Source organism: Staphylococcus caprae, from assembly GCF_002902725.1.
In the GTDB taxonomy this organism is placed as follows: domain Bacteria; phylum Bacillota; class Bacilli; order Staphylococcales; family Staphylococcaceae; genus Staphylococcus; species Staphylococcus caprae.
Genome location: NZ_PPRT01000021.1, coordinates 19,721 through 42,361, shown reverse-complemented (window position 1 = coordinate 42,361; position 22,641 = coordinate 19,721). Strand labels below are relative to the sequence as shown.

Annotated in this window: 16 protein-coding genes; 11 read left to right on the top strand and 5 right to left on the bottom strand. The window is 35.8% G+C overall.

From position 1 onward, the window contains the following. Window positions 1–79 precede the first annotated feature (79 nt). The 6 genes from rpoC to tuf all read left to right on the top strand — a co-directional run bounded on the left by rpoC (window position 80) and on the right by tuf (window position 8,725). Window positions 80–3,676: a DNA-directed RNA polymerase subunit beta' gene (rpoC, locus tag CD155_RS04085; protein WP_002441104.1), complete on the top strand. Its 3,597-nt coding sequence runs from the start codon at window positions 80–82 to the stop codon at window positions 3,674–3,676. A gap of 141 nt (window positions 3,677–3,817) precedes the next feature. Further along, a complete protein-coding gene (locus tag CD155_RS04080) occupies window positions 3,818–4,078 on the top strand; it encodes a ribosomal L7Ae/L30e/S12e/Gadd45 family protein (protein WP_002441106.1) in 261 nt (86 codons plus the stop codon). A 90-nt stretch (window positions 4,079–4,168) separates the two neighbouring features. Then, on the top strand, window positions 4,169–4,582 hold the full coding sequence (rpsL, locus tag CD155_RS04075) for a 30S ribosomal protein S12 (RefSeq protein ID WP_037541120.1): 414 nt from the start codon (window positions 4,169–4,171) through the stop codon (window positions 4,580–4,582). Window positions 4,583–4,652: 70 nt separating this feature from the next. Continuing rightward, window positions 4,653–5,123 carry a 30S ribosomal protein S7 gene (rpsG, locus tag CD155_RS04070; RefSeq protein WP_001137495.1) on the top strand — a complete coding sequence of 157 codons (471 nt, stop codon included), beginning with the start codon at window positions 4,653–4,655 and terminating at the stop codon, window positions 5,121–5,123. Between the two features lie 117 nt (window positions 5,124–5,240). Then, window positions 5,241–7,322, top strand: coding sequence for an elongation factor G (gene fusA, locus CD155_RS04065; RefSeq protein ID WP_002441110.1), 2,082 nt, complete (start codon window positions 5,241–5,243; stop codon window positions 7,320–7,322). Between the two features lie 218 nt (window positions 7,323–7,540). Beyond that, the gene (gene tuf / locus CD155_RS04060; protein ID WP_002432994.1) at window positions 7,541–8,725 is read left to right on the top strand and encodes an elongation factor Tu; all 1,185 of its coding nucleotides are present in this window, start codon (window positions 7,541–7,543) and stop codon (window positions 8,723–8,725) included. A 217-nt stretch (window positions 8,726–8,942) separates the two neighbouring features. Here the strand turns inward: tuf and CD155_RS04055 are convergent, their stop codons facing one another. Continuing rightward, on the bottom strand, window positions 8,943–10,109 hold the full coding sequence (locus CD155_RS04055) for a M20 family metallopeptidase (protein ID WP_070832704.1): 1,167 nt from the start codon (window positions 10,107–10,109) through the stop codon (window positions 8,943–8,945). Between the two features lie 185 nt (window positions 10,110–10,294). On the opposite strand from CD155_RS04055, the gene CD155_RS04050 reads away from it, so the two are divergent. The 3 genes from CD155_RS04050 to CD155_RS04035 all read left to right on the top strand — a co-directional run bounded on the left by CD155_RS04050 (window position 10,295) and on the right by CD155_RS04035 (window position 13,741). Next, window positions 10,295–11,482 (top strand): glycine C-acetyltransferase, encoded by a 1,188-nt coding sequence (locus CD155_RS04050; RefSeq protein WP_103212601.1) that lies wholly within the window; start codon window positions 10,295–10,297, stop codon window positions 11,480–11,482. 156 nt (window positions 11,483–11,638) lie between these two features. Continuing rightward, the gene (locus tag CD155_RS04045) at window positions 11,639–12,145 is read left to right on the top strand and encodes a GNAT family N-acetyltransferase (RefSeq protein ID WP_070832710.1); all 507 of its coding nucleotides are present in this window, start codon (window positions 11,639–11,641) and stop codon (window positions 12,143–12,145) included. A 636-nt stretch (window positions 12,146–12,781) separates the two neighbouring features. Further along, window positions 12,782–13,741, top strand: coding sequence for an ornithine cyclodeaminase family protein (locus tag CD155_RS04035; protein WP_103212600.1), 960 nt, complete (start codon window positions 12,782–12,784; stop codon window positions 13,739–13,741). 528 nt (window positions 13,742–14,269) lie between these two features. Here CD155_RS04035 and CD155_RS04025 read toward each other — a convergent pair. The 3 genes from CD155_RS04025 to CD155_RS04015 form a co-directional block, all read right to left on the bottom strand. Then, window positions 14,270–15,040, bottom strand: a complete 771-nt coding sequence (locus tag CD155_RS04025) for a DeoR/GlpR family DNA-binding transcription regulator (RefSeq protein WP_103212599.1) — start codon at window positions 15,038–15,040, stop codon at window positions 14,270–14,272. Between the two features lie 176 nt (window positions 15,041–15,216). Beyond that, a complete protein-coding gene (locus CD155_RS04020; protein ID WP_103212598.1) occupies window positions 15,217–16,452 on the bottom strand; it encodes an MFS transporter in 1,236 nt (411 codons plus the stop codon). 27 nt (window positions 16,453–16,479) lie between these two features. Further along, window positions 16,480–17,547 (bottom strand): alcohol dehydrogenase catalytic domain-containing protein, encoded by a 1,068-nt coding sequence (locus tag CD155_RS04015; protein WP_002441125.1) that lies wholly within the window; start codon window positions 17,545–17,547, stop codon window positions 16,480–16,482. A 228-nt stretch (window positions 17,548–17,775) separates the two neighbouring features. On the opposite strand from CD155_RS04015, the gene CD155_RS04010 reads away from it, so the two are divergent. Then, window positions 17,776–19,410 carry a ribulokinase gene (locus CD155_RS04010; RefSeq protein WP_002441126.1) on the top strand — a complete coding sequence of 545 codons (1,635 nt, stop codon included), beginning with the start codon at window positions 17,776–17,778 and terminating at the stop codon, window positions 19,408–19,410. Window positions 19,411–19,474: 64 nt separating this feature from the next. Here CD155_RS04010 and CD155_RS04005 read toward each other — a convergent pair whose 3' ends face one another. Continuing rightward, window positions 19,475–21,202, bottom strand: coding sequence for a 5'-nucleotidase C-terminal domain-containing protein (locus CD155_RS04005; RefSeq protein ID WP_172605858.1), 1,728 nt, complete (start codon window positions 21,200–21,202; stop codon window positions 19,475–19,477). A 313-nt stretch (window positions 21,203–21,515) separates the two neighbouring features. Here CD155_RS04005 and CD155_RS04000 point away from each other — a divergent pair, with 313 nt between their 5' ends. Continuing rightward, complete coding sequence (locus CD155_RS04000; protein WP_044466951.1) at window positions 21,516–22,475, top strand: NAD-dependent epimerase/dehydratase family protein; 960 nt, start codon at window positions 21,516–21,518, stop codon at window positions 22,473–22,475. The last annotated feature ends 166 nt before the right edge of the window (window positions 22,476–22,641 follow it).

Here is a 22,641-nt window from a genome sequence, read left to right as displayed (position 1 = left end):
ATGTAAATCAATCAAATAGCACAGCTAATCTAAATTGAAGGAGGTAGGCTCCTTGATTGATGTAAATAATTTCCATTATATGAAAATAGGATTAGCTTCACCTGAAAAAATTCGTTCTTGGTCTTATGGTGAAGTTAAGAAACCTGAAACAATAAACTATCGTACTTTAAAACCAGAAAAAGATGGTCTTTTCTGTGAAAGAATTTTCGGACCTACGAAAGACTGGGAATGTAGTTGTGGTAAGTACAAACGTGTACGCTACAAAGGTATGGTATGTGATAGATGTGGCGTTGAAGTAACTAAATCAAAAGTGCGTCGTGAAAGAATGGGACACATAGAATTAGCAGCACCTGTATCACATATTTGGTATTTCAAAGGAATTCCAAGTCGTATGGGTCTATTGCTTGATATGTCTCCAAGAGCATTAGAAGAAGTCATCTACTTCGCTTCTTATGTTGTAGTTGATCCAGGTCCAACTGGTTTAGAAAAGAAAACTTTACTATCTGAAGCTGAATTCAGAGAATACTATGACAAATATCCAAATCAATTCGTAGCTAAAATGGGTGCTGAAGGAATTAAAGACCTATTAGAAGAAATTGATTTAGATGAAGAATTAAAAATGTTACGTGACGAGTTAGAATCAGCTACTGGTCAAAGATTAACTCGTGCAATCAAACGTTTAGAAGTTGTTGAATCATTTAGAAATTCTGGTAATAATCCTTCATGGATGATTTTAGATGTACTTCCAATTATTCCACCAGAAATTCGTCCAATGGTTCAATTAGACGGCGGACGTTTTGCAACAAGTGACTTAAACGATTTATATCGTCGTGTAATCAACCGTAACAATCGTTTAAAACGTTTATTAGATTTAGGTGCTCCTGGCATCATCGTTCAAAACGAAAAACGTATGTTACAAGAAGCAGTAGATGCTTTAATTGATAACGGTCGTCGTGGTCGTCCTGTAACTGGTCCAGGTAACCGTCCATTGAAATCACTTTCACACATGTTGAAAGGTAAACAAGGTCGTTTCCGTCAAAACTTACTTGGTAAACGTGTTGACTACTCAGGACGTTCAGTTATTGCGGTAGGACCTAGCTTGAAAATGTATCAATGTGGTTTACCGAAAGAAATGGCACTTGAACTATTCAAACCATTTGTAATGAAAGAATTAGTTCAACGTGAAATCGCAACAAACATTAAAAATGCGAAAAGTAAAATCGAACGTATGGATGACGAAGTTTGGGACGTATTAGAAGATGTTATTACTGAACATCCAGTACTACTTAACCGTGCGCCTACGCTTCACAGATTAGGTATCCAAGCATTTGAACCAACATTAGTTGAAGGACGTGCAATCCGTCTTCACCCACTTGTAACTACTGCTTACAACGCAGACTTTGATGGTGACCAAATGGCTGTTCACGTACCTCTATCTAAAGAAGCTCAAGCCGAAGCACGTATGTTAATGTTAGCTGCTCAAAACATCCTTAACCCTAAAGATGGTAAGCCGGTCGTTACACCATCTCAAGATATGGTATTAGGTAACTATTACTTAACATTAGAACGTAAAGATGCTGTTAATACTGGTGCTATCTTTAATGATACAAACGAAGTATTAAAAGCATATGCGAATGGCTATGTTCATTTACACACTCGTATTGGTGTACATGCAAGCTCATTCAACAATCCAACGTTCACTGATGAACAAAATAGTAAAATTTTAGCTACGTCTGTAGGTAAAATTATTTTCAATGAAATTATTCCGGATTCATTTGCATATATAAATGAACCAAGCCAAACAAACTTAGAAAGTACAACACCTGATAGATACTTTGTAGACCCTACACAATTAGGTGAAGGTGGCTTAAAAGAATACTTTGAAAATGAAGAACTTATTGAGCCATTTAATAAGAAATTCTTAGGAAATATCATTGCAGAAGTATTCAACAGATTCAGTATTACAGATACTTCTATGATGTTAGATAGAATGAAAGACTTAGGTTTCAAATTCTCATCTAAAGCTGGTATTACAGTTGGTGTATCTGACATCGTGGTACTTCCAGATAAACAAGATATCTTAGACGAACACGAAAAATTAGTTGAACGTGTTACTAAGCAATTTAACCGTGGTTTAATCACTGAAGATGAACGTTATAACGCTGTTGTTGAAATTTGGACTGATGCGAAAGACCAAATTCAAGGCGAATTAATGCAATCACTTGAGAAAACAAACCCAATCTTCATGATGAGTGACTCTGGTGCCCGTGGTAACGCTTCTAACTTCACGCAATTAGCAGGTATGCGTGGATTAATGGCTGCACCATCAGGTAAAATCATCGAGTTACCTATCACATCTTCATTCCGTGAAGGTTTAACAGTGTTAGAATACTTCATTTCTACACACGGTGCGCGTAAAGGTCTTGCCGATACAGCCCTTAAAACAGCTGACTCAGGTTACCTTACTCGTCGTCTTGTTGACGTTGCACAAGATGTTATCGTTCGTGAAGAAGACTGTGGTACTGACAGAGGTTTATTAGTTTCTGATATCAAAGAAGGTACAGAAATGATTGAACCGTTTATCGAACGTATCGAAGGTCGTTATTCTAAAGAAACAATTCGTCATCCTGAGACTGATGAAATTATTATCCGTCCAGATGAACTCATCACAGCAGATATCGCTAAACAAATCACAGATGCTGGTATCGAACAAATGTACATCCGCTCAGCATTTACTTGTAACACGCGTCACGGTGTATGTGAAAAATGTTACGGTAAAAACCTTGCAACTGGTGAAAAAGTTGAAGTGGGTGAAGCAGTTGGTACAATTGCCGCTCAATCAATCGGTGAACCAGGTACACAGCTTACAATGCGTACCTTCCACACTGGTGGTGTAGCAGGAAGCGATATCACACAAGGTCTTCCACGTATTCAAGAGATCTTCGAAGCGCGTAACCCTAAAGGTCAAGCGGTTATTACTGAAATCGAAGGTGTCGTTGAAGATATTAAATTAGCTAAAGACCGTCAACAAGAAATCATCGTTAAAGGTGCTAATGAAACTAGATCTTATCTAGCTTCAGGTACTTCAAGACTTAAAGTAGAAGTAGGTCAATCTGTAGAACGTGGTGAAGTTCTTACAGAAGGTTCTATTGAACCTAAGAACTACTTAGCCGTTGCTGGCTTGAATGCAACTGAAAGTTACTTACTTAAAGAAGTACAAAAAGTTTACCGTATGCAAGGTGTTGAAATTGACGATAAACACGTTGAAGTAATGGTAAGACAAATGTTACGTAAAGTTCGTATAATCGAAGCTGGTGACACTAAATTATTACCAGGTTCACTTGTAGACATCCACAGCTTTACAGATGCTAACAGAGAAGCATTCAAACATCGTAAACGCCCTGCAACTTCTAAACCAGTATTGCTTGGTATTACTAAAGCTTCACTTGAAACTGAAAGCTTCTTATCAGCTGCATCATTCCAAGAAACAACACGTGTACTTACAGATGCGGCTATCAAAGGTAAACGCGATGACTTACTCGGACTTAAAGAAAACGTTATTATCGGTAAGTTGATTCCAGCTGGTACTGGTATGAGACGTTATAGTGATATTCAATATGAGAAAACATCAGCTCCTGTAACAGAAGTTGATGAAGAAGTAGAAATCACTGAATAAGATATTCTTTGAGAGTGGGAGAGACCATTTCCCACTCTCTTATATTAATTTATAAAAGCATAGATATAATGTTGACTATGTGTACTAAAAAATGTTAATATATTAAAGGTTGATGCAAGCAGAACTTTGGAGGATATGTACATGTCTAATGAAAAAGTTGCACGCTTTAACAAACAACACTATGTAGTTGGTCTTAAAGAAACGCTTAAAGCGTTAAAGAAAGATCAAGTTACATCATTGATTATTGCTAAAGACGTTGAAGTTCATCTATTGACTCGCGTGTTAAGCTATATCAATCAAGAAAATATACCAGTTACATTTTTCCGAAGCCAACGTGCTTTAGGAGAATATGTAGGTATCAACGTTAATGCAACGATTGTTGCGTTATTGAATGAGAATTAGTAAGTATTTTACTTACTAAATTTTATTTAACCTTAAAATGAACCACCTGGATGTGTGGGATTAAAAAATGAAGAGAGGAGGACACATTCAATGCCAACTATTAACCAATTAGTACGTAAACCAAGAAAAAGCAAATCTAAAAAATCAGATTCACCAGCTTTAAACAGAGGTTTCAATAGTAAAAAGAAACAATTTACTCACTTAAACTCACCTCAAAAACGTGGTGTTTGTACTCGTGTAGGTACTATGACACCTAAAAAACCTAACTCAGCGTTACGTAAATATGCACGTGTGCGTTTATCAAACAATATTGAAATCAACGCATACATCCCTGGTATCGGACACAACTTACAAGAACACAGTGTAGTACTTGTACGTGGTGGACGTGTAAAAGACTTACCTGGTGTGCGTTATCATATCGTACGTGGTGCACTTGATACTTCAGGTGTTGATGGACGTAGACAAGGACGTTCATTATACGGAACTAAAAAACCTAAAAATTAAGTTTAAGATTACGTAAATTTTAAATACATTTTTAAAGATTATACTATAATAGGAAGGGAGGATTTACATTATGCCTCGTAAAGGATCAGTACCAAAAAGAGACGTATTACCGGATCCAATTCATAACTCTAAGTTAGTTACTAAATTAATTAACAAAATTATGTTAGACGGTAAACGCGGAACAGCTCAAAGAATTCTTTATTCTGCATTCGACCTAGTTGAACAACGTAGTGGTCGTGATGCATTAGAAGTATTCGAAGAAGCAATCAATAACATTATGCCAGTATTAGAAGTTAAAGCTCGTCGTGTGGGTGGTTCTAACTACCAAGTACCAGTTGAGGTACGCCCAGAACGTCGTACTACTTTAGGATTACGTTGGTTAGTAAACTATGCTCGTCTTCGTGGTGAGAAAACTATGGAAGATCGTTTAGCTAACGAAATCTTAGACGCTGCAAATAATACAGGTGGTGCAGTCAAAAAACGTGAGGACACTCACAAAATGGCTGAAGCAAACAAAGCATTTGCTCACTACCGTTGGTAAGATGAAAGCTTTTACCCTGAGTGTGTTCCGTTATATGGTTTACCAATAATGGCTCATGCTTAGGGCATCGCCATATCTATAGTACTTATTCAGTAAATACTGGAAGGAGAAAAACACATGGCAAGAGACTTTTCTTTGAAAAATACTCGTAACATCGGTATCATGGCTCACATTGATGCTGGTAAAACTACTACGACTGAACGTATTCTTTATTACACAGGTCGTATCCACAAAATTGGTGAAACACACGAAGGTGCTTCACAAATGGACTGGATGGAACAAGAACAAGACCGTGGTATCACAATCACATCTGCTGCAACTACAGCACAATGGGATGGACACCGTGTAAACATTATCGATACACCTGGACACGTAGACTTCACTGTAGAAGTTGAACGTTCATTACGTGTATTAGATGGTGCGGTAACTGTACTTGATGCTCAATCAGGTGTAGAACCACAAACAGAAACTGTTTGGCGCCAAGCAACTACTTACGGTGTACCACGTATCGTGTTTGTAAACAAAATGGATAAATTAGGTGCGAACTTCGACTATTCAGTAAGCACTTTACATGATCGTTTACAAGCAAACGCTGCACCTATTCAATTACCAATTGGTGCTGAAGATGAATTCGAAGCAATCATTGACTTAGTTGAAATGAAATGCTTTAAATATACAAACGATTTAGGTACAGAAATCGACGAAATTGAAATTCCAGACGATCACAAAGAAAGAGCTGAAGAAGCTCGTGCTCAATTAATTGAAGCCGTTGCTGAAAACAATGACGAATTAATGGAGAAATATCTTGGTGACGAAGAAATTTCAATCGACGAATTAAAAGCTGCTATCCGTAAAGCAACTACTGACGTAGAATTCTACCCAGTACTTTGTGGTACAGCATTCAAAAACAAAGGTGTTCAATTAATGCTTAACGCAGTAATTGATTACTTACCTTCACCATTAGACGTTAAACCAATTATTGGTCACCGTGCTAATGACCCTGAAGAAGAAGTGATTGCTAAACCAGACGATTCAGCTGAATTTGCTGCATTAGCATTCAAAGTTATGACTGACCCTTACGTTGGTAAATTAACTTTCTTCCGTGTATACTCTGGTACATTAACTTCAGGTTCATACGTGAAGAACTCAACTAAAGACAAACGTGAACGTGTAGGTCGTTTATTACAAATGCACGCAAACTCACGTCAAGAAATCGATACTGTTTACTCAGGCGATATCGCTGCTGCGGTAGGTCTTAAAGAAACAGGTACTGGTGATACTTTATGTGGAGAGAAAAACGACATTATCTTGGAATCAATGGAATTCCCAGAACCAGTTATCCACTTATCTGTTGAACCAAAATCTAAAGCTGACCAAGACAAAATGACTCAAGCTTTAGTTAAATTACAAGAAGAAGACCCAACATTCCATGCACACACTGATGAAGAAACTGGACAAGTTATCATTGGTGGTATGGGTGAATTACACTTAGACATCTTAGTTGACCGTATGAAGAAAGAATTTAACGTTGAATGTAATGTAGGTGCGCCAATGGTTTCATACCGTGAAACATTCAAGCAAGCTGCACAAGTTCAAGGTAAATTCTCTCGTCAATCTGGTGGTCGTGGTCAATACGGTGATGTTCACATTGAATTCACACCTAACGAAACAGGTGGCGGTTTCGAATTCGAAAACGCTATCGTCGGTGGTGTAGTTCCACGTGAATACATTCCATCAGTTGAACAAGGTCTTAAAGATGCTATGGAAAATGGTGTCTTAGCTGGTTATCCATTAATCGATGTTAAAGCTAAATTATTTGATGGTTCATACCATGATGTCGATTCATCAGAAATGGCCTTCAAAATTGCTGCATCATTAGCACTTAAAGAAGCTGCTAAAAAATGTGATCCAGTTATCTTAGAACCAATGATGAAAGTAACTATCGAAATGCCTGAAGAATACATGGGCGATATCATGGGTGACGTAACTGCTCGTCGTGGACGTGTAGATGGTATGGAACCTCGTGGTAATGCACAAGTTGTAAATGCCTTTGTACCACTTTCAGAAATGTTCGGTTATGCAACTTCATTACGTTCTAACACTCAAGGTCGCGGTACTTACACTATGTACTTTGACCACTATGCAGAAGTTCCTAAATCAATCGCTGATGAAATCATCAAGAAAAATAAAGGTGAATAATATAACTTGTTAAGACTAGCCATGCTAGGTTAAAATACAGGTTGAGCTTATTGTTAAGCTATCACTTTTATGATTTGATTTTTAGGGGTAAATGCATTATAAAAGAATTATAAATTCTTTTAGGCTAAACTCAATCAATTATCTTCTCATGATGGTGAGAAACTATCATGAGAGATAAATTTGAAATAACTTTTACTAAGAATAGGAGAGATTTAATAATGGCAAAAGAAAAATTTGATCGCTCAAAAGAACATGCCAATATTGGTACTATCGGTCACGTTGACCATGGTAAAACAACTTTAACAGCTGCTATCGCAACTGTATTAGCTAAAAATGGTGACACTGTTGCACAATCATACGACATGATTGACAACGCTCCAGAAGAAAAAGAACGTGGTATTACAATCAATACTGCACACATCGAGTATCAAACTGACAAACGTCACTATGCTCACGTTGACTGCCCAGGACACGCTGACTATGTTAAAAACATGATCACTGGTGCTGCTCAAATGGACGGCGGTATCTTAGTAGTATCTGCTGCTGACGGTCCAATGCCACAAACTCGTGAACACATTCTTTTATCACGTAACGTTGGTGTACCAGCATTAGTTGTATTCTTAAACAAAGTTGACATGGTTGACGACGAAGAATTATTAGAATTAGTTGAAATGGAAGTTCGTGACTTATTAAGCGAATATGACTTCCCAGGTGACGATGTACCTGTAATCGCTGGTTCAGCATTAAAAGCTTTAGAAGGCGATGCTCAATACGAAGAAAAAATCTTAGAATTAATGCAAGCAGTTGATGACTACATTCCAACTCCAGAACGTGATTCTGACAAACCATTCATGATGCCAGTTGAGGACGTATTCTCAATCACTGGTCGTGGTACTGTTGCTACAGGCCGTGTTGAACGTGGTCAAATCAAAGTTGGTGAAGAAGTTGAAATCATCGGTATCCACGAAACTTCTAAAACAACTGTTACTGGTGTAGAAATGTTCCGTAAATTATTAGACTACGCTGAAGCTGGTGACAACATCGGTGCATTATTACGTGGTGTTGCTCGTGAAGACGTACAACGTGGTCAAGTATTAGCTGCTCCTGGTTCAATCACACCACACACTAAATTCAAAGCTGAAGTATACGTTTTATCTAAAGACGAAGGTGGACGTCACACTCCATTCTTCAGTAACTACCGCCCACAATTCTATTTCCGTACTACTGACGTAACTGGTGTTGTAAACTTACCAGAAGGTACTGAAATGGTTATGCCTGGCGACAACGTTGAAATGACAGTTGAATTAATCGCTCCTATCGCAATTGAAGACGGTACTCGTTTCTCAATCCGTGAAGGTGGACGTACTGTAGGATCAGGCGTTGTAACTGAAATCTTCGAATAATATTAATTATTTGATACAAAGGACTCCCTTTTGGGGGTTCTTTTTTTGTGCGCAATTTATCCTATCATGTTTCACATCGTCTTCTAGAGTTATTATTTCTAAAAAAGCGATACTCGAAATACAACCACTTGATATATTTTTCAAAAATAAAAAAGGTAGCGTATGAGTGCTCACTTGTTTAAAAGTAAGAATCATACACTACCTTTGTATCTAAAAACTAAAATACCTGTTCAATTTCTAAAATCTTCAAGAATTCACTTGCTGCATATTTAAAAGCTGTCTCATCAATATCGAAATATGGATTATGATGAGGTGCTGTAATTCCTTTATCCTCATTACCACAGCCTGTTAAGAAGAAAGCACCAGGACGTACTTTAAGATAATGTGAGAAATCTTCTCCAATCATCATCAAATCAGACTCATTAAATCTCAAATGTAAATCATTTGCTGCTTGTTTAACGACTTCATACGCTTGAGGATGATTATGCACTGGAAGATACCCTTTAATATACTCCATCTTATATGTGATGTCGTTAGCAACTGCTAACCCTTGTAAAAGTTTATCCATTTTTTCTTGGATATGATTTTGTAGTGCAGTATCAAAGGTGCGAACGGTTCCTTTACAGAACGCGGTATCAGGAATCACACTATCTGTAGAACCAGCTTGAACCATGCCAAACGTTAATACGGCTTCTTTAACTGGATCAATCGTACGAGAAACAATCTTCTGAGCACTCAATATAAATTCAGCCATGATAACGATAGGGTCAATCGTTTCATGAGGCTTTGCACCATGACCACCTTTTCCTTGGATCGTAATACTAAATTCATCAGGCGATGCCATAATCGCTCCGGGTCTTGAATAAATTGTACCTGATGGATAACCACTCCATAAATGCGTTCCATAAATCTTATCAACATCTTGAAGACATCCAGCATCAATCATTTCTTGAGAACCACCTGGCATGATTTCCTCACCATATTGAAAAATGAACACCACATTACCCTTCAACAAATGACGATGTTCATTCACAATCTCAGCAACGCCAAGTAAGATGGCAGTGTGACCATCATGACCACATGCATGCATACAGCCTTCATGTTTAGAGCGATATGGAACATCATTTAATTCTTGAACAGGTAAGGCATCAAAATCTGCACGAAACGCAATTGTAGGACCGTCTTCAGCGCCTTTGAACGTCGCCTTAATACCATTGCGTCCAACTGGCGTTTCAATGTTGCATGATAACTGGCTTAATTGATTCACAATAAAGTCATGTGTACGTTTTTCTTCGAAAGAGAGTTCAGGATATTGATGTAAATATCGTCGCAGCTGAACCATTCTCTTCTCTTTTTTGCTTGCCAATTGGAACCAATCAAACACGTTTACCACTTCTTCCGTCATATTATCGTTATAAGTATATCATTATTGCCATAGCTACAGTAGACCTTCATATGAATTATTTTCAAGAGTGTTAAACAGTTATAATGCTCAAATGATAAGGCTTTCATGATTTTGAAAATTAAGGTATCATTAAAGAAAATAGACAATGCAAGGGGGATTCCATTGTGGTTCAATCACTACATGAGTTTTTAGATGAAAATATTCAATACTTAAAAGACAACGGCTTATACAATGAAATTGATTCAATTGAAGGTGCCAACGGACCTGAAATTAAAATTGATGGAAAAACATATGTTAATTTATCATCAAACAACTACTTAGGACTAGCAACAAACGATGATTTAAAAGCAGCAGCCAAACAAGCTATCGATACACATGGTGTGGGTGCAGGTGCTGTACGATCTATTAATGGTACGTTAGATTTACATGATGAATTAGAAGAAACACTTGCAAAGTTTAAAGGAACTGAAGCAGCTATCGCATATCAATCAGGATTTAACTGTAATATGGCTGCTATTTCAGCTGTCATGAATAAGAACGACGCGATTTTATCTGACGAACTCAACCATGCTTCTATTATTGATGGCTGTCGTTTATCTAAAGCTAAAATTATCCGTGTAAATCATTCAGATATGGATGATTTACGTGCAAAAGCTAAAGAAGCGGTAGAGTCAGGTCAATATAATAAAGTGATGTACATCACTGATGGCGTATTCAGTATGGATGGAGACGTTGCCAAACTACCAGAAATCGTTGAAATTGCTGAAGAATTTGGTTTATTAACATACGTTGACGATGCGCACGGTTCAGGCGTGATGGGCAAAGGTACAGGTACAGTTAAACATTTTGGATTACAAGATAAAATCGATTTCCAAATTGGCACATTGTCTAAAGCAATCGGTGTAGTAGGTGGTTACGTTGCCGGATCTCAACAATTAATCGACTGGCTGAAAGCACAATCAAGACCATTCTTATTCTCAACATCACTTGCACCTGGAGATACGAAGGCTATTACTGAAGCTGTTAAAAAGTTAATGGCTTCTACAGAACTACACGATCAGTTATGGGAGAATGCACAATACTTAAAGGATGGACTTTCTAAATTAGGGTTCGATACTGGAAAATCAGAATCACCAATTACTCCTGTAATAATTGGTGATGAGAAAGATACACAAGCGTTCAGTAAACGTCTTAAAGAAGAAGGCATCTACGTTAAATCAATCGTCTTCCCAACAGTTCCTAGAGGCACTGGCCGTGTAAGAAACATGCCTACAGCTGCGCACACGAAAGACATGTTAGACAAAGCGCTCGCTGCTTATGAAAAGGTCGGAAAAGAATTAAATATTATATAAATTGCTATTATATAGGGAGTGGGAAATGAAAGTAATTTTACTAAATTATATTTCTACCCCACTTCCTTAATTTTTCTATTTAAAATGCTTTAATATGATGGGGCATTCATTTTACAATAAAAAGTGACAAGAATGGATGAGAAGAGGTATGACGGTGTGGAAGAATTAAGGCAACTTACGTATAAAGACGAAGAAGCATTCAAAGTTTATATTCAAGAATGGTATGACAATGATGAGAAAGTAGTCCCAGGAAATACAAATTTGAAAGAATATCAATCATTTAAAGCTATGGTTGATGAGCTTAATCAAGAAAAGCCGAGTGAGGGTGGTGTTCCTTCAACGACACTATTCTATTTTGTTGACGGAAATATCGTGGGCGCAGTAGATATTAGACATGAACTTAATCATAGGTTAAGTAATATTGGTGGTCATGTTGGATACGGTGTCGCGTCATCATATAGAGGTAAAGGGTATGCCTCAATCTTATTAGGACAAGCTCTTAATTATTTAAAATCTCTCAATGTTGAAACAGTGCTCATGACTACAAATCCATTCAATTATGCTTCACAAAATGTAATAAAAAAGTACGGTGGCTATGAAATCGAACCCTATATTAAAAAGAATGGGAAAGTCGTTAATCGATATCAAATTTTGAATAAATAATAAAAATAAAAAAATCATCCTTCGAAAACGAAGAATGATATGTGTCAAAAGTTAGTTAAATAGTTTTGCTTATATAAAAGCAAAATCGCAAGGTAATGTGTTAGTGCACATTGCCTTTTATTTATAAATAAAAGAATAGCACGGAATTTACATTGCCACAACATAAATTTAATAAATCCAACACTTTTGTTTCAAATATCGGATTTAGTCAATATATCATCTAGAAAAGTTAAATGCTTATGTATCATAGCACATGAAAATAAAGTCACATAAATAGGAGCAAACAATGAAGTATTTAATTTATGGAATGAACCTATTGAATTATCTTATTTTAATCATTTGGATTTGTATCAATTTCAACAATATAAGTAAATTTGGGCTAGATATTATATCAATTTTTGGTTTGTTTAGTATCACTTTACTTATCATTTCATTATGCTTGAGATTTCTACTTCAACGTCAAAATTTGATTAAAAATGTTCTTAATGTCAGTATTTTCATTAATCTCTTTAATGTCATTGTACTTCTTCCAATATTACTACCGATTTTGTTTTAAAATTAATTAAAGTGTTACATCCTCTTTTCATAGGGAATGTTATTAAAAAAGAGGCTTTTTCATTAATAAGGAGTGATTAAATGCGATATTTAGACGAACAAACTCAAGCAGAGTTATTAAATATGAATGAAGTTATCGAAGAGGTAGGACAAGCGCTTCAGGCATTTTCAGAAGGTAAGACAGAAACACCGCTACGACATGTCATACCATTTAATGAAGAGAATCGTTATTTAGTCATGCCAGCATTATCAGATGAATTAAAAATTGTTGGGTTAAAAACAGTTTCTTTCGTTCCTGACAATCCTAAAAAAGGAAAATCAACGATTACTGGTTCAGTCATATTAAGCGATTATGAAACAGGGGAAACGCTAGCAGTATTAGATGGTGGTTATTTAACTAAAATTAGAACAGGCGCGATCTCTGGTGTTGCTACCAAATACTTGTCTCGTGAAGATGCTAAAGTACTAACCATCATTGGTGCTGGTGTACAAGCTGAAGGTCTCATAGAAGCTGTAATGGCTGTGAGAAATATCGAGGAAATTCACTTTTCAAGTAGGACAAAGGAAAAGGCTGAAAAACTTGCTAAAGCAACTCAACAACAATTCGGAGTTAAAGTAAAAGTTTATGATGAAGCTGATGAGGCAATGGAAGGAGCAGATGTTGTTGTAACAGCTACAAATGCTTCAAAGCCAGTATATTCACATACGTTACATCCGGGCGTACATCTTAATGCAGTAGGATCATTCAAGCCTGATATGCAAGAGTTACCTTCAGAGTCTATGATGGTTGCTAATAAGATCGTTGTAGAATCAACTGAAGCAGCTATGGAGGAAACAGGTGACTTAAAAGTGCCTCAAGATGAGGGTGTATTGACTGAAGATATGTTATACAGTGAGTTAGGTGATATCGTATCAGGAAAGAAAGAAGGTCGTGAAGACGAAAAAGAGGTCACATTATTTAAATCAGTAGGATTAGCAATTGTAGATATCGTTGTTGCACAGTATTTTTATAAAAAGTCACTAGAAAATAAAAAATCATAATCAGATGAGGGTAAACAAAAGCATTATCCTTAAAAGATAAACAAAAAGTAGCAGTAAGATGATTTTCCATTGAAGTCATCTTGCTACTACTTTTTTAATGGAATTATGTCCCGATCTCCTATTTAAAATCACTTATGGTCGGCGACGATAATTTGAAATAATGCGCATAACGTTGAGCACACAAAGAAACAGAAATCCAATTAAACTAAAGCTACAAAGAAGAATACGAGTTAATTCTTGTTTCGTGCAAAGGATATGTATATCTTGATAGATAAAACATATAAACACGATTAAAGAAATGATTAAACCCAATTGTTCTTGTTTATATGTTTTTGGTGCCTCTTTCATGTCAATCATCCTTGTACTTTACGATTATATAATAAATGATACCGTTCTCAATTATCATTTTCAAATGTTTTCAAAAAAGAGGGTGTTCACTCTGACTTCAGACAAACCTCAGACTGAATAGAAGAGATTAATGCTTTAAGTTATTTCCCGAGAAATAATACTTCCAAATAACATGATAAACTATTCATAATCTTTGGGATCAATTGCTACAACGTTCGAACATACTTCACGATATGCACTTAAATCATGTTGGTTATCTGTAATAAGTGTATCAATCTTTTCAATTGGACTCACTTGATAGAATGCAACTTTATCTAACTTCGTACTATCAGTAAGTAAATAGACTTCATGCGCTTGTTCGACCATTTGTCTTTTTGCAGCAATAAATTCTTCACTATAATGCGTCATACCTTTGACAGCGTCTAAAGCAGGCGTCGCTATAAATGCCTTCATAGAATTAAAGGATTGTAATGTTTGAGTTGTTATAAAGCCGTTGAGTACATAGTTATTATGATATAATACGCCACCTGTTACGATGACACGATGATTCGTGGAACGTAAAACTGAGGCAATATGAATATCATTAGTGATGACAGTGAGATTCTGTTTATGTACTATCGCTCTTGCAAATTGTAATGTCGTTGAGCCAGAATCAATGATGAGTGTATCTCCGTCATTGACAAATTTCGCTGCCTTTTGACCGATTCCTAATTTTTCATAGTAGTTTGTAGTTTCTCGATCATCAAAATTAAGTTCACTTGATACGTCAGTGCTGTTTAAGACGACACCACCATGAGTACGTCTAATTTGATTATATTGTTCAAGTTTAATTAAATCACGACGTATGGTTGCGTCATGTACGTTGAACTCTGCAGCTAAGGTATGAACCGTTGCAGTTTTATGTTTTTTCAAGTATGAAATTATATTTTGTTCTCTTTCTGCTGGTAACATAGGCGTCGTCTCCATTTTCGATATCATTGATTTGTGTAAAATGTATGATATGTATTTGTATCTCGAGATTTTATATTAATTTTCAATAAATAAGAGTTATCTTCAACGTTATTATAACAAACGAAGAGAAAAGGCTGTAGAAAGAAAGGAATCTAATTCTCTCTACAGCCTATTACCTATTCTATTTCGCCGTATTGTTGGCTTTTAGGCATCTTTATAAAGAACGTTAAAATAGTACTAATGAAATACAATATACCAAGAATCCAAATGACTCCTAAATCACCTAAAGGATCTAAGAAGAATCGTACAATCATAGGACCTACGAATACAGGTAAACCTGCACCTAAGTTTAATATAGAAAGTGTTGCACCTTTGTCTTTCTTAACGAGTGAAGGGATTAAAGCAGTTAAAGGAACATAAGCTGCGATGAAGATACCCCAAGCAACACCGACTACTGTAAGTAAGATAATATTACCATGAGTCCAAATAGGCACATAGCCCATTAATAGACATGAAATACCACTACCAATACCACCAAAAATCATAACAGTATTACGACAACCAATTTTATCACCGATCATTCCCCAAATTAGATTAAAGACGATATTTCCGAAGAAAATAGCTGACCATACAGCAAGCCATTTAGAGGTAGGAATACCATAATGTTCTAAATAGAGAGGTAGGAATACAGGAAATGCAAATTGTGCAGTTGTGTTAATTACACGGACAATACCGCCTAAAAGAACTTTAGGTTGTTCCACTACAATTGTAAAACCTTTGCCCATCTCTAATAATTTAGATTTAGCATTACTTTTATCCGTAGGTAATTTATCTCGATTCAACGCTAACGCTAAAATAGCACCGAGAATAACCCAGAAGAGTGAGCTCCATAATGTTCCAATATGTCCGAAATATTTAATCGCGAAAATTGAGTATAACGCACCTAGCACATTTAAACCGCCAGTAAAGACGAGCCAGAACCAGCCAACTGCTGCGCCTAAAGTACGTTGTTCAGAACGATAAGAAATCCAAACTAAGAAAGAATAGGCGAATAGTGGATAACCTAGTCCTCTTAATGCATAAGCTGGATACATAATTGCTAAACTTTCTGATGGTAGGGCAATACCTACGAAGCAGACAGTTCCAATCACATATAAAATGAGCCCAATAAACATCGTACGTTTTCCACCAAGTGCTTCTGCAAGTACACCACTGAACCAACTTGCAATGGCTACTGTTATACCGTAACAACTGAATAACCAACTTACTTCGTGACTATTAAAACCATTATGTTGTAAGTATGGACTTAGCCATCCAATTTCTAAGCCATCACCCATCATAAAGACAAGTATACCTATATATCCCCAAACAATTTTGCGTGGCATACCTAAAATAGTGTTTTGATTTATCATATGACTCTCTCCTTAGATGTAATTAACCTAAGCCCAGTGATATTGAAGATATGTTTTCTTCCAACCTTTATGAGCTGCAGTGTCATCCATTGCTTTTTTAAGATCCTCAGTGCTATAAATATCATAGTAATCTTCTGGAATTAATTTTTTTAACGCTTCTTGGTATTCCTCGTTTTCGAATGCTTGAATTAATTGTTCGAATTCTCTTTTTGTACTTCGAGAACTACCAGATAGAGTTAATCCTTTTTCTAAGACATCTCTCGTATTTATTCCAACAAGTTCTTCAGTGACACCCATCAATACGAGTTGGCCTTGACGATCGATTAAATCAATCGCTTGGTTAATTGCTGACTCTGAGAATTTACCACCACAACATTCAAACACAGTATGTACACCTCTATGACTGTTAAAGTCATAATCAAAAACAAGATGCGTTGTAGCAAAACTTTCGAATGATTTTAATTTCTCTTCAATCGCACCGAAGACAATTAAATTTTCTTTATCGATACCATAAATGTAGTGAAGTGCAGTAGCAGCAAGATAGCCTACAGGTCCGTCACCAAAGACTGCTACTTGAGGAGAAGACTGAGTTGTGACTTCTTTTAATTGATTAATTGGAAATAGTGATACAGAACAAAGTTCTGCTAATAATGCGACGTCTTCATCCAAATGATCAGGAATTTTTACGATATTTTCTCCAGGTACGACCATTCTATTTTGGCAAATACCGTCATAACCGCTACCCATAAACACGGCATTTTCATCGTAATTATCTAATAAATCTGTCTCTGCGAAATCACCTGTTCTAAGACGAGATGGAATATTTGGTACAATCACTACTTTGTCGCCTTTATTAAAATTAGGATGTTTCGATTCTTCGATTGTGCCAATACCTTCATGGAATAATGCCATAGGTAATTTTTTCTCTAACGCTTCTTTACGACGATTACCTGTGTAATAACGTAAATCTGCGTGACACACACTTGCTTTTTTAGGATTTACGATGACATCTCCATCGTTAAATTCATGTGTGATAGTAGTGAATTCAAATTCTCCCGGTTTTACTAAACGATATGCATCTGCATTAATGCTCATTTATGTTCAACTCCCCTTAATTCGATTGCTCTTTTTTGTTTATGTGAATAATAGTAAACGCTTACAATTGTAATTGTCAATCACTTTTGTTCAAAATCTGCACATTTATGTTTCGTTGGAAACTTTATCATTGATTTATTGTTTATTTATGCTTATTATTTAAGAAAACGCTTTCTTAAGCTATTGATAAAGAGATGTTAAAGATAGATACTATCGGGGGTATTACGAATGACATATAGTATAGGTGTAGATTATGGTACAGGCTCAGGTAGAGCTTTTTTAGTGAATACAGATAATGGGAGCATTGTTGCTAAGTATGTAAAGCCGTATACACATGGCACAATAGAACGATCATTAAATGGTACAAAGTTACCTCAAAGTTTTTCTTTACAAAATAGTAATGACTATATGGAAGTTTTAGAAGAAGGGATACCAGCAATTATTGAAGAATCTGGTGTCGATGCAAGTGAAATCGTAGGAATTGGAATAGATTTCACATCTTCTACGGTCATGTTTACAGATGAACATTTAACACCGATTCATAACCTGCCGGGGTTCGAAAATAATCCGCACGCATACGTCAAATTATGGAAACATCATGGAGCTCAAGCTGAAGCAGATTTACTATTTCAAACAGCACTAGATAACCAAAATCGTTGGCTAGGATATTATGGATTTAATGTGAGCAGTGAATGGATGATTCCAAAAATTATGGAAGTGAAAAATAAAGCGCCTGAAGTTATGAATGTGACTCAGAATATTATGGAAGCCGGTGATTGGATTGTTAACCAACTTACTGGTCAAAATGTGAGATCGAATTGTGGGCTTGGTTTCAAATCATTTTGGGAAGAAAATGAAGGATTCCATTATGATTTATTTGATAAAGTCGACGATGAATTATCTGCAATCGTGCGTGACAAAGTCGATGCGCCAATCGTAAAAATTGGAGAAACAGTTGGTACAATATCTAAAGAAATGGCTCAGAAATTAGGTTTGAGTAAAGAAACAAAGGTCAGCCCATTTATTATCGACGCCCATTCTAGTTTATTAGGTATTGGTTCACAAAAAGATAAACAAATGACGATGGTTATCGGTACGAGCACATGTCATTTGATGCTTAATGAGGAACAACATAAAGTCCCAGGTATCTCTGGTTCGGTAAAAGGCGCAATTATTCCGGAATTGTATGCATACGAAGCTGGTCAATCAGCAGTTGGAGATTTGTTTGAATACGTTGCGAAACAAGCACCGAAAGAATATGTAGATGAAGCACAACAAAGAGACATTTCAATATTTGAATTATTAAATGAAAAAGTTGAACATCAATTACCAGGTGAGAGTGGGTTGGTTGTGTTAGATTGGCACAATGGTAATAGAAGTGTACTTAGTGATAGCAATCTTAAAGGTTGTATATTTGGAATGTCTTTACAAACAACTCATGAAGAAATATATCGTGCTTATTTAGAAGCTACTGCGTTCGGTACTAAAATGATTATGCAACAGTATCAAAGTTGGAATATGGATGTAGAAGAAGTCTTCGCTTGTGGTGGTATTCCTAAAAAGAATCCTCTAATGATGGATATTTACGCTAACGTGTTAAATAAAAAAATTACAATCATTGATAGTGAGTATGCACCTGCTATAGGAGCAGCAATACTAGGTGCGTTATGTGGTGGGGCACATAGTAATTTAAATCAGGCAATTGGTGCAATGAAAGAACCTGTACTATATGAAATTGAGCCAACACCAGAGAAAGTGAAACGTTACAAAAAGTTATTTAGTGCGTATAAAGAACTTCATGACATACATGGTTATAAAAAAGCGAGAATTATGCGCAATGTGGGTAAACTAATGGAAGTATAGAACGATCATTAAATTTTAAAAAGTGACTCTGAGAATAGAGGTTCAACTCAGAGTCACTTTATTTTTATGCTGACTTCTTATGAGGTTGTGCTGTTTTTGATGTTGAATTTTTAGAGTGAGTATGTTGGTTAGAATCACTTGTGGATTTCTTAGCTGAGCTTGGTTTACCATTAATCACTCTTACAGGATGAGTAGTATTATATTTACTTAGATCATGTTTTTGGATATAACTGCCTACAACTTCGTCTAACGAAATACCTTCTTCACGTTTTCCTCCAAACATATCATAGCCATCACCTTTATTAGCAGTGAAGTCATTCGTAGCTACATAATATGTCTTATTAGGGTCTAATTTTTCAAACTTTCCAGTATCGTGATTAACCACTTGAATGTCTTTCACTCTTGAACCAGATTTTTGATTGATATCATAATAAACGCGTATGGATTTAGAAACCTGTAAGAAACCGCCGTTTGATGAGAGTTGTTTCTTGCCATTCTTAGTTTCAGTTGGTGCACTTAAGCTATGTTCAAAAGCTTTCTTCACATCTGAACCTTTAACTTTAATTTGAGATATTAAATTACCGAAAGGAAGAACAGATATAATATCATATTTTGTAACCTTCCCTTTGGAAATTGATGCACGAATACCGCCACCATTTGTGATAGCGAAATCAGGTTTATGTTTAAAGTTCTTAGTTGCATAATCTTCCATTGCATCCGTAATTAAATTGCCTAGATTTGTTTCTTGTTTACGAGCTATATTTCTTTCGCCGTTTAATTCGACTTTATTATTAGGAATGACAACAGTGGAAGTTTGTTTTTTGAATTCATCATTTGCTTTATTGACTTGTTTTTCAAGAGCTGGGTCAGCTTTCACATTGCTTGTGTCTTTAACATTAATCAGACTCGCTGTTAAATCTGAAACTTTACCATGGTTAAAAGTGAAATCAATTTTACCAACATTTTCTAAAGCAGTCCCAGTCTGAGCTAAGATGTCATTATGAAATTTCATACCATGTTTAATAGCCGTGTGAGAATGACCGTCTAATACAATAATAGGTTGTTTAAATGATTTGTCCTTCGATAATTGATCCGTTAAATAATCGCCTCGCCACTGTTCTTTCGTATTTTTATCGATACCAAGGTGAGATAAAACAATATAAACGTCAACTTTGCCGTCAATGTGTTTCATAGCATTTTTAACGCTATTTAAAGGATCTTTAAACTCTACATTCTTAACAGCGTCTGGAGAAGTTTTAATTTTGGTTTCTGGAGTTGTGACACCAATAATTCCATAACGTACGCCATTCCTTTTAATCACTGTGGAAGGTTTGAAAACTCTTTTGCCGTTTTTATAAATATTAGAAGAAAGCATCGGAAATTTCACTTTACTTTGTAACTTTAATAATTGGTTATAGCCAAAGTCGAATTCATGGTTACCGATAGCCATGGCATTATAACCAACCGTATTCATCGCTTCAGCCATTTCTTCACCTTTTGAATGGTTTGAAACAGGTAATCCTTGAAAGGCATCTCCTGAATCTAGAACTAAATCAGGATTTTCTTTATTTTTTAATCCTTTTAATTTTGGCATGCCTATCACACGACCTTTTTCTTCTACAAAGCGACCGTGAATATCATTTGTATGTAATATCTTATGTTTACTTAGAGACTGGTCTTGATTCGAGTGACTCGAACTCGTATGTTCAGCTGCAAAGACGTCATTTACGTTAGGTACAATACCTAAACCAACGAGTAGTGTAATGATGATACTAATAAGTATTCTCTTCATATTTTCCTCCTTTATAAAAATGGATTTACAATGTAATATTACCATATAAAAAGAATAGATAATTATTTTATTAAAATTTTTAACTTTAAATTTAGACCTATTTAACAAAAAGTAAAATCACTGAGTATAAAGCACAGTCACTAATATGGTTATAACTCCAAATTTTAAAACTCCAAATATTATTTTCATACAATTATGTGCTCACTACATATACAAGAAAGCGCTTTTATAATATAATATAGATGTAAATTAAGAATATGTACATATCAGAAGGACATCGCATTTTTATAAATGAACAAGGGGAGATTTCGTGATGAAAAAGATAATGATTACAGGCGCATTAGGCCAAATTGGAACCGAGTTAGTTGTGAAATGTAGGGAAATTTACGGTACTGAAAATGTATTGGCTACTGATATAAGGGAACCTGAAGTCGATTCTCCGGTTCAAAATGGACCGTTCGAAATTTTAGATGTTACAGATAAAGATCATATGTTTGAATTAGTAAAAGACTTTGAAGCAGATACATTGATGCATATGGCAGCATTATTATCTGCGACTGCTGAAAAGAACCCATTATTTGCATGGGATTTAAATATGGGTGGGTTAATGAATGCCTTAGAAGCGGCACGTACATATCACTTGCAATTCTTTACACCAAGTTCTATTGGGGCGTTTGGTGCGTCAACGCCTAAAGTCAATACGCCACAGGTAACAATTCAACAGCCTACAACGATGTATGGTGTAAATAAAGTCGCAGGTGAATTATTATGCCAGTATTATTTCGTTAAGTTTGGTGTAGACACTCGTAGTGTAAGATTCCCTGGACTTATTTCACATGTGAAAGAGCCTGGCGGAGGTACAACAGACTATGCAGTAGAAATATACTTTAAAGCAGTGAGAGAAGGTCGTTATACAAGTTATATCGATAAAGACACATACATGGATATGATGTACATGGATGATGCAATCGATGCCATTATTAAATTAATGGAAGCTGATGGTGCTAAATTAGAAACACGCAATGGATATAACTTAAGTGCAATGAGTATTGAACCTGAAATGGTTAAGAATGCGATTCAAGAATTTTATCCAGACTTTGAATTAGATTATGATGTTGATCCAGACCGTCAACAAATTGCATCAACTTGGCCAGATAGTATTGATACAAGTTGTTCTCGTGGCGAATGGGGATTTGATCCTAAGTATGATTTAGCTTCAATGACAAAGGTAATGCTTGAGGCTATCGAAGAGAAAGAAAAGGTTGCTAAATAACCACTCACTATTTACAACGAAGTTCACTTATTTTTTACTCCTTTTAAAGTTAAAATTCTTTAAAAGGGGTTTTTTTAATTTGTTGCGAAGTTAATTTCTTATTCAAGTATTTTGTATAATATAAATAACGAAACTTGTAACTTTAGTATGGTAATGTTTAACTAAT

Bases quoted from the DNA above. Each gene is read 5' to 3' on its own strand.
- rpoC (WP_002441104.1), top strand. From the start codon at position 80: ATGAAAATAGGATTAGCTTCACCTGAAAAAATTCGTTCTTGGTCTTAT.
- CD155_RS04080 (WP_002441106.1), top strand. From the start codon at position 3,818: ATGTCTAATGAAAAAGTTGCACGCTTTAACAAACAACACTATGTAGTT.
- rpsL (WP_037541120.1), top strand. From the start codon at position 4,169: ATGCCAACTATTAACCAATTAGTACGTAAACCAAGAAAAAGCAAATCT.
- rpsG (WP_001137495.1), top strand. From the start codon at position 4,653: ATGCCTCGTAAAGGATCAGTACCAAAAAGAGACGTATTACCGGATCCA.
- fusA (WP_002441110.1), top strand. From the start codon at position 5,241: ATGGCAAGAGACTTTTCTTTGAAAAATACTCGTAACATCGGTATCATG.
- tuf (WP_002432994.1), top strand. From the start codon at position 7,541: ATGGCAAAAGAAAAATTTGATCGCTCAAAAGAACATGCCAATATTGGT.
- CD155_RS04035 (WP_103212600.1), top strand. From the start codon at position 12,782: ATGCGATATTTAGACGAACAAACTCAAGCAGAGTTATTAAATATGAAT.
- CD155_RS04025 (WP_103212599.1), bottom strand. From the start codon at position 15,040: ATGTTACCAGCAGAAAGAGAACAAAATATAATTTCATACTTGAAAAAA.
- CD155_RS04020 (WP_103212598.1), bottom strand. From the start codon at position 16,452: ATGATAAATCAAAACACTATTTTAGGTATGCCACGCAAAATTGTTTGG.
- CD155_RS04015 (WP_002441125.1), bottom strand. From the start codon at position 17,547: ATGAGCATTAATGCAGATGCATATCGTTTAGTAAAACCGGGAGAATTT.
- CD155_RS04010 (WP_002441126.1), top strand. From the start codon at position 17,776: ATGACATATAGTATAGGTGTAGATTATGGTACAGGCTCAGGTAGAGCT.
- CD155_RS04005 (WP_172605858.1), bottom strand. From the start codon at position 21,202: ATGAAGAGAATACTTATTAGTATCATCATTACACTACTCGTTGGTTTA.
- CD155_RS04000 (WP_044466951.1), top strand. From the start codon at position 21,516: ATGAAAAAGATAATGATTACAGGCGCATTAGGCCAAATTGGAACCGAG.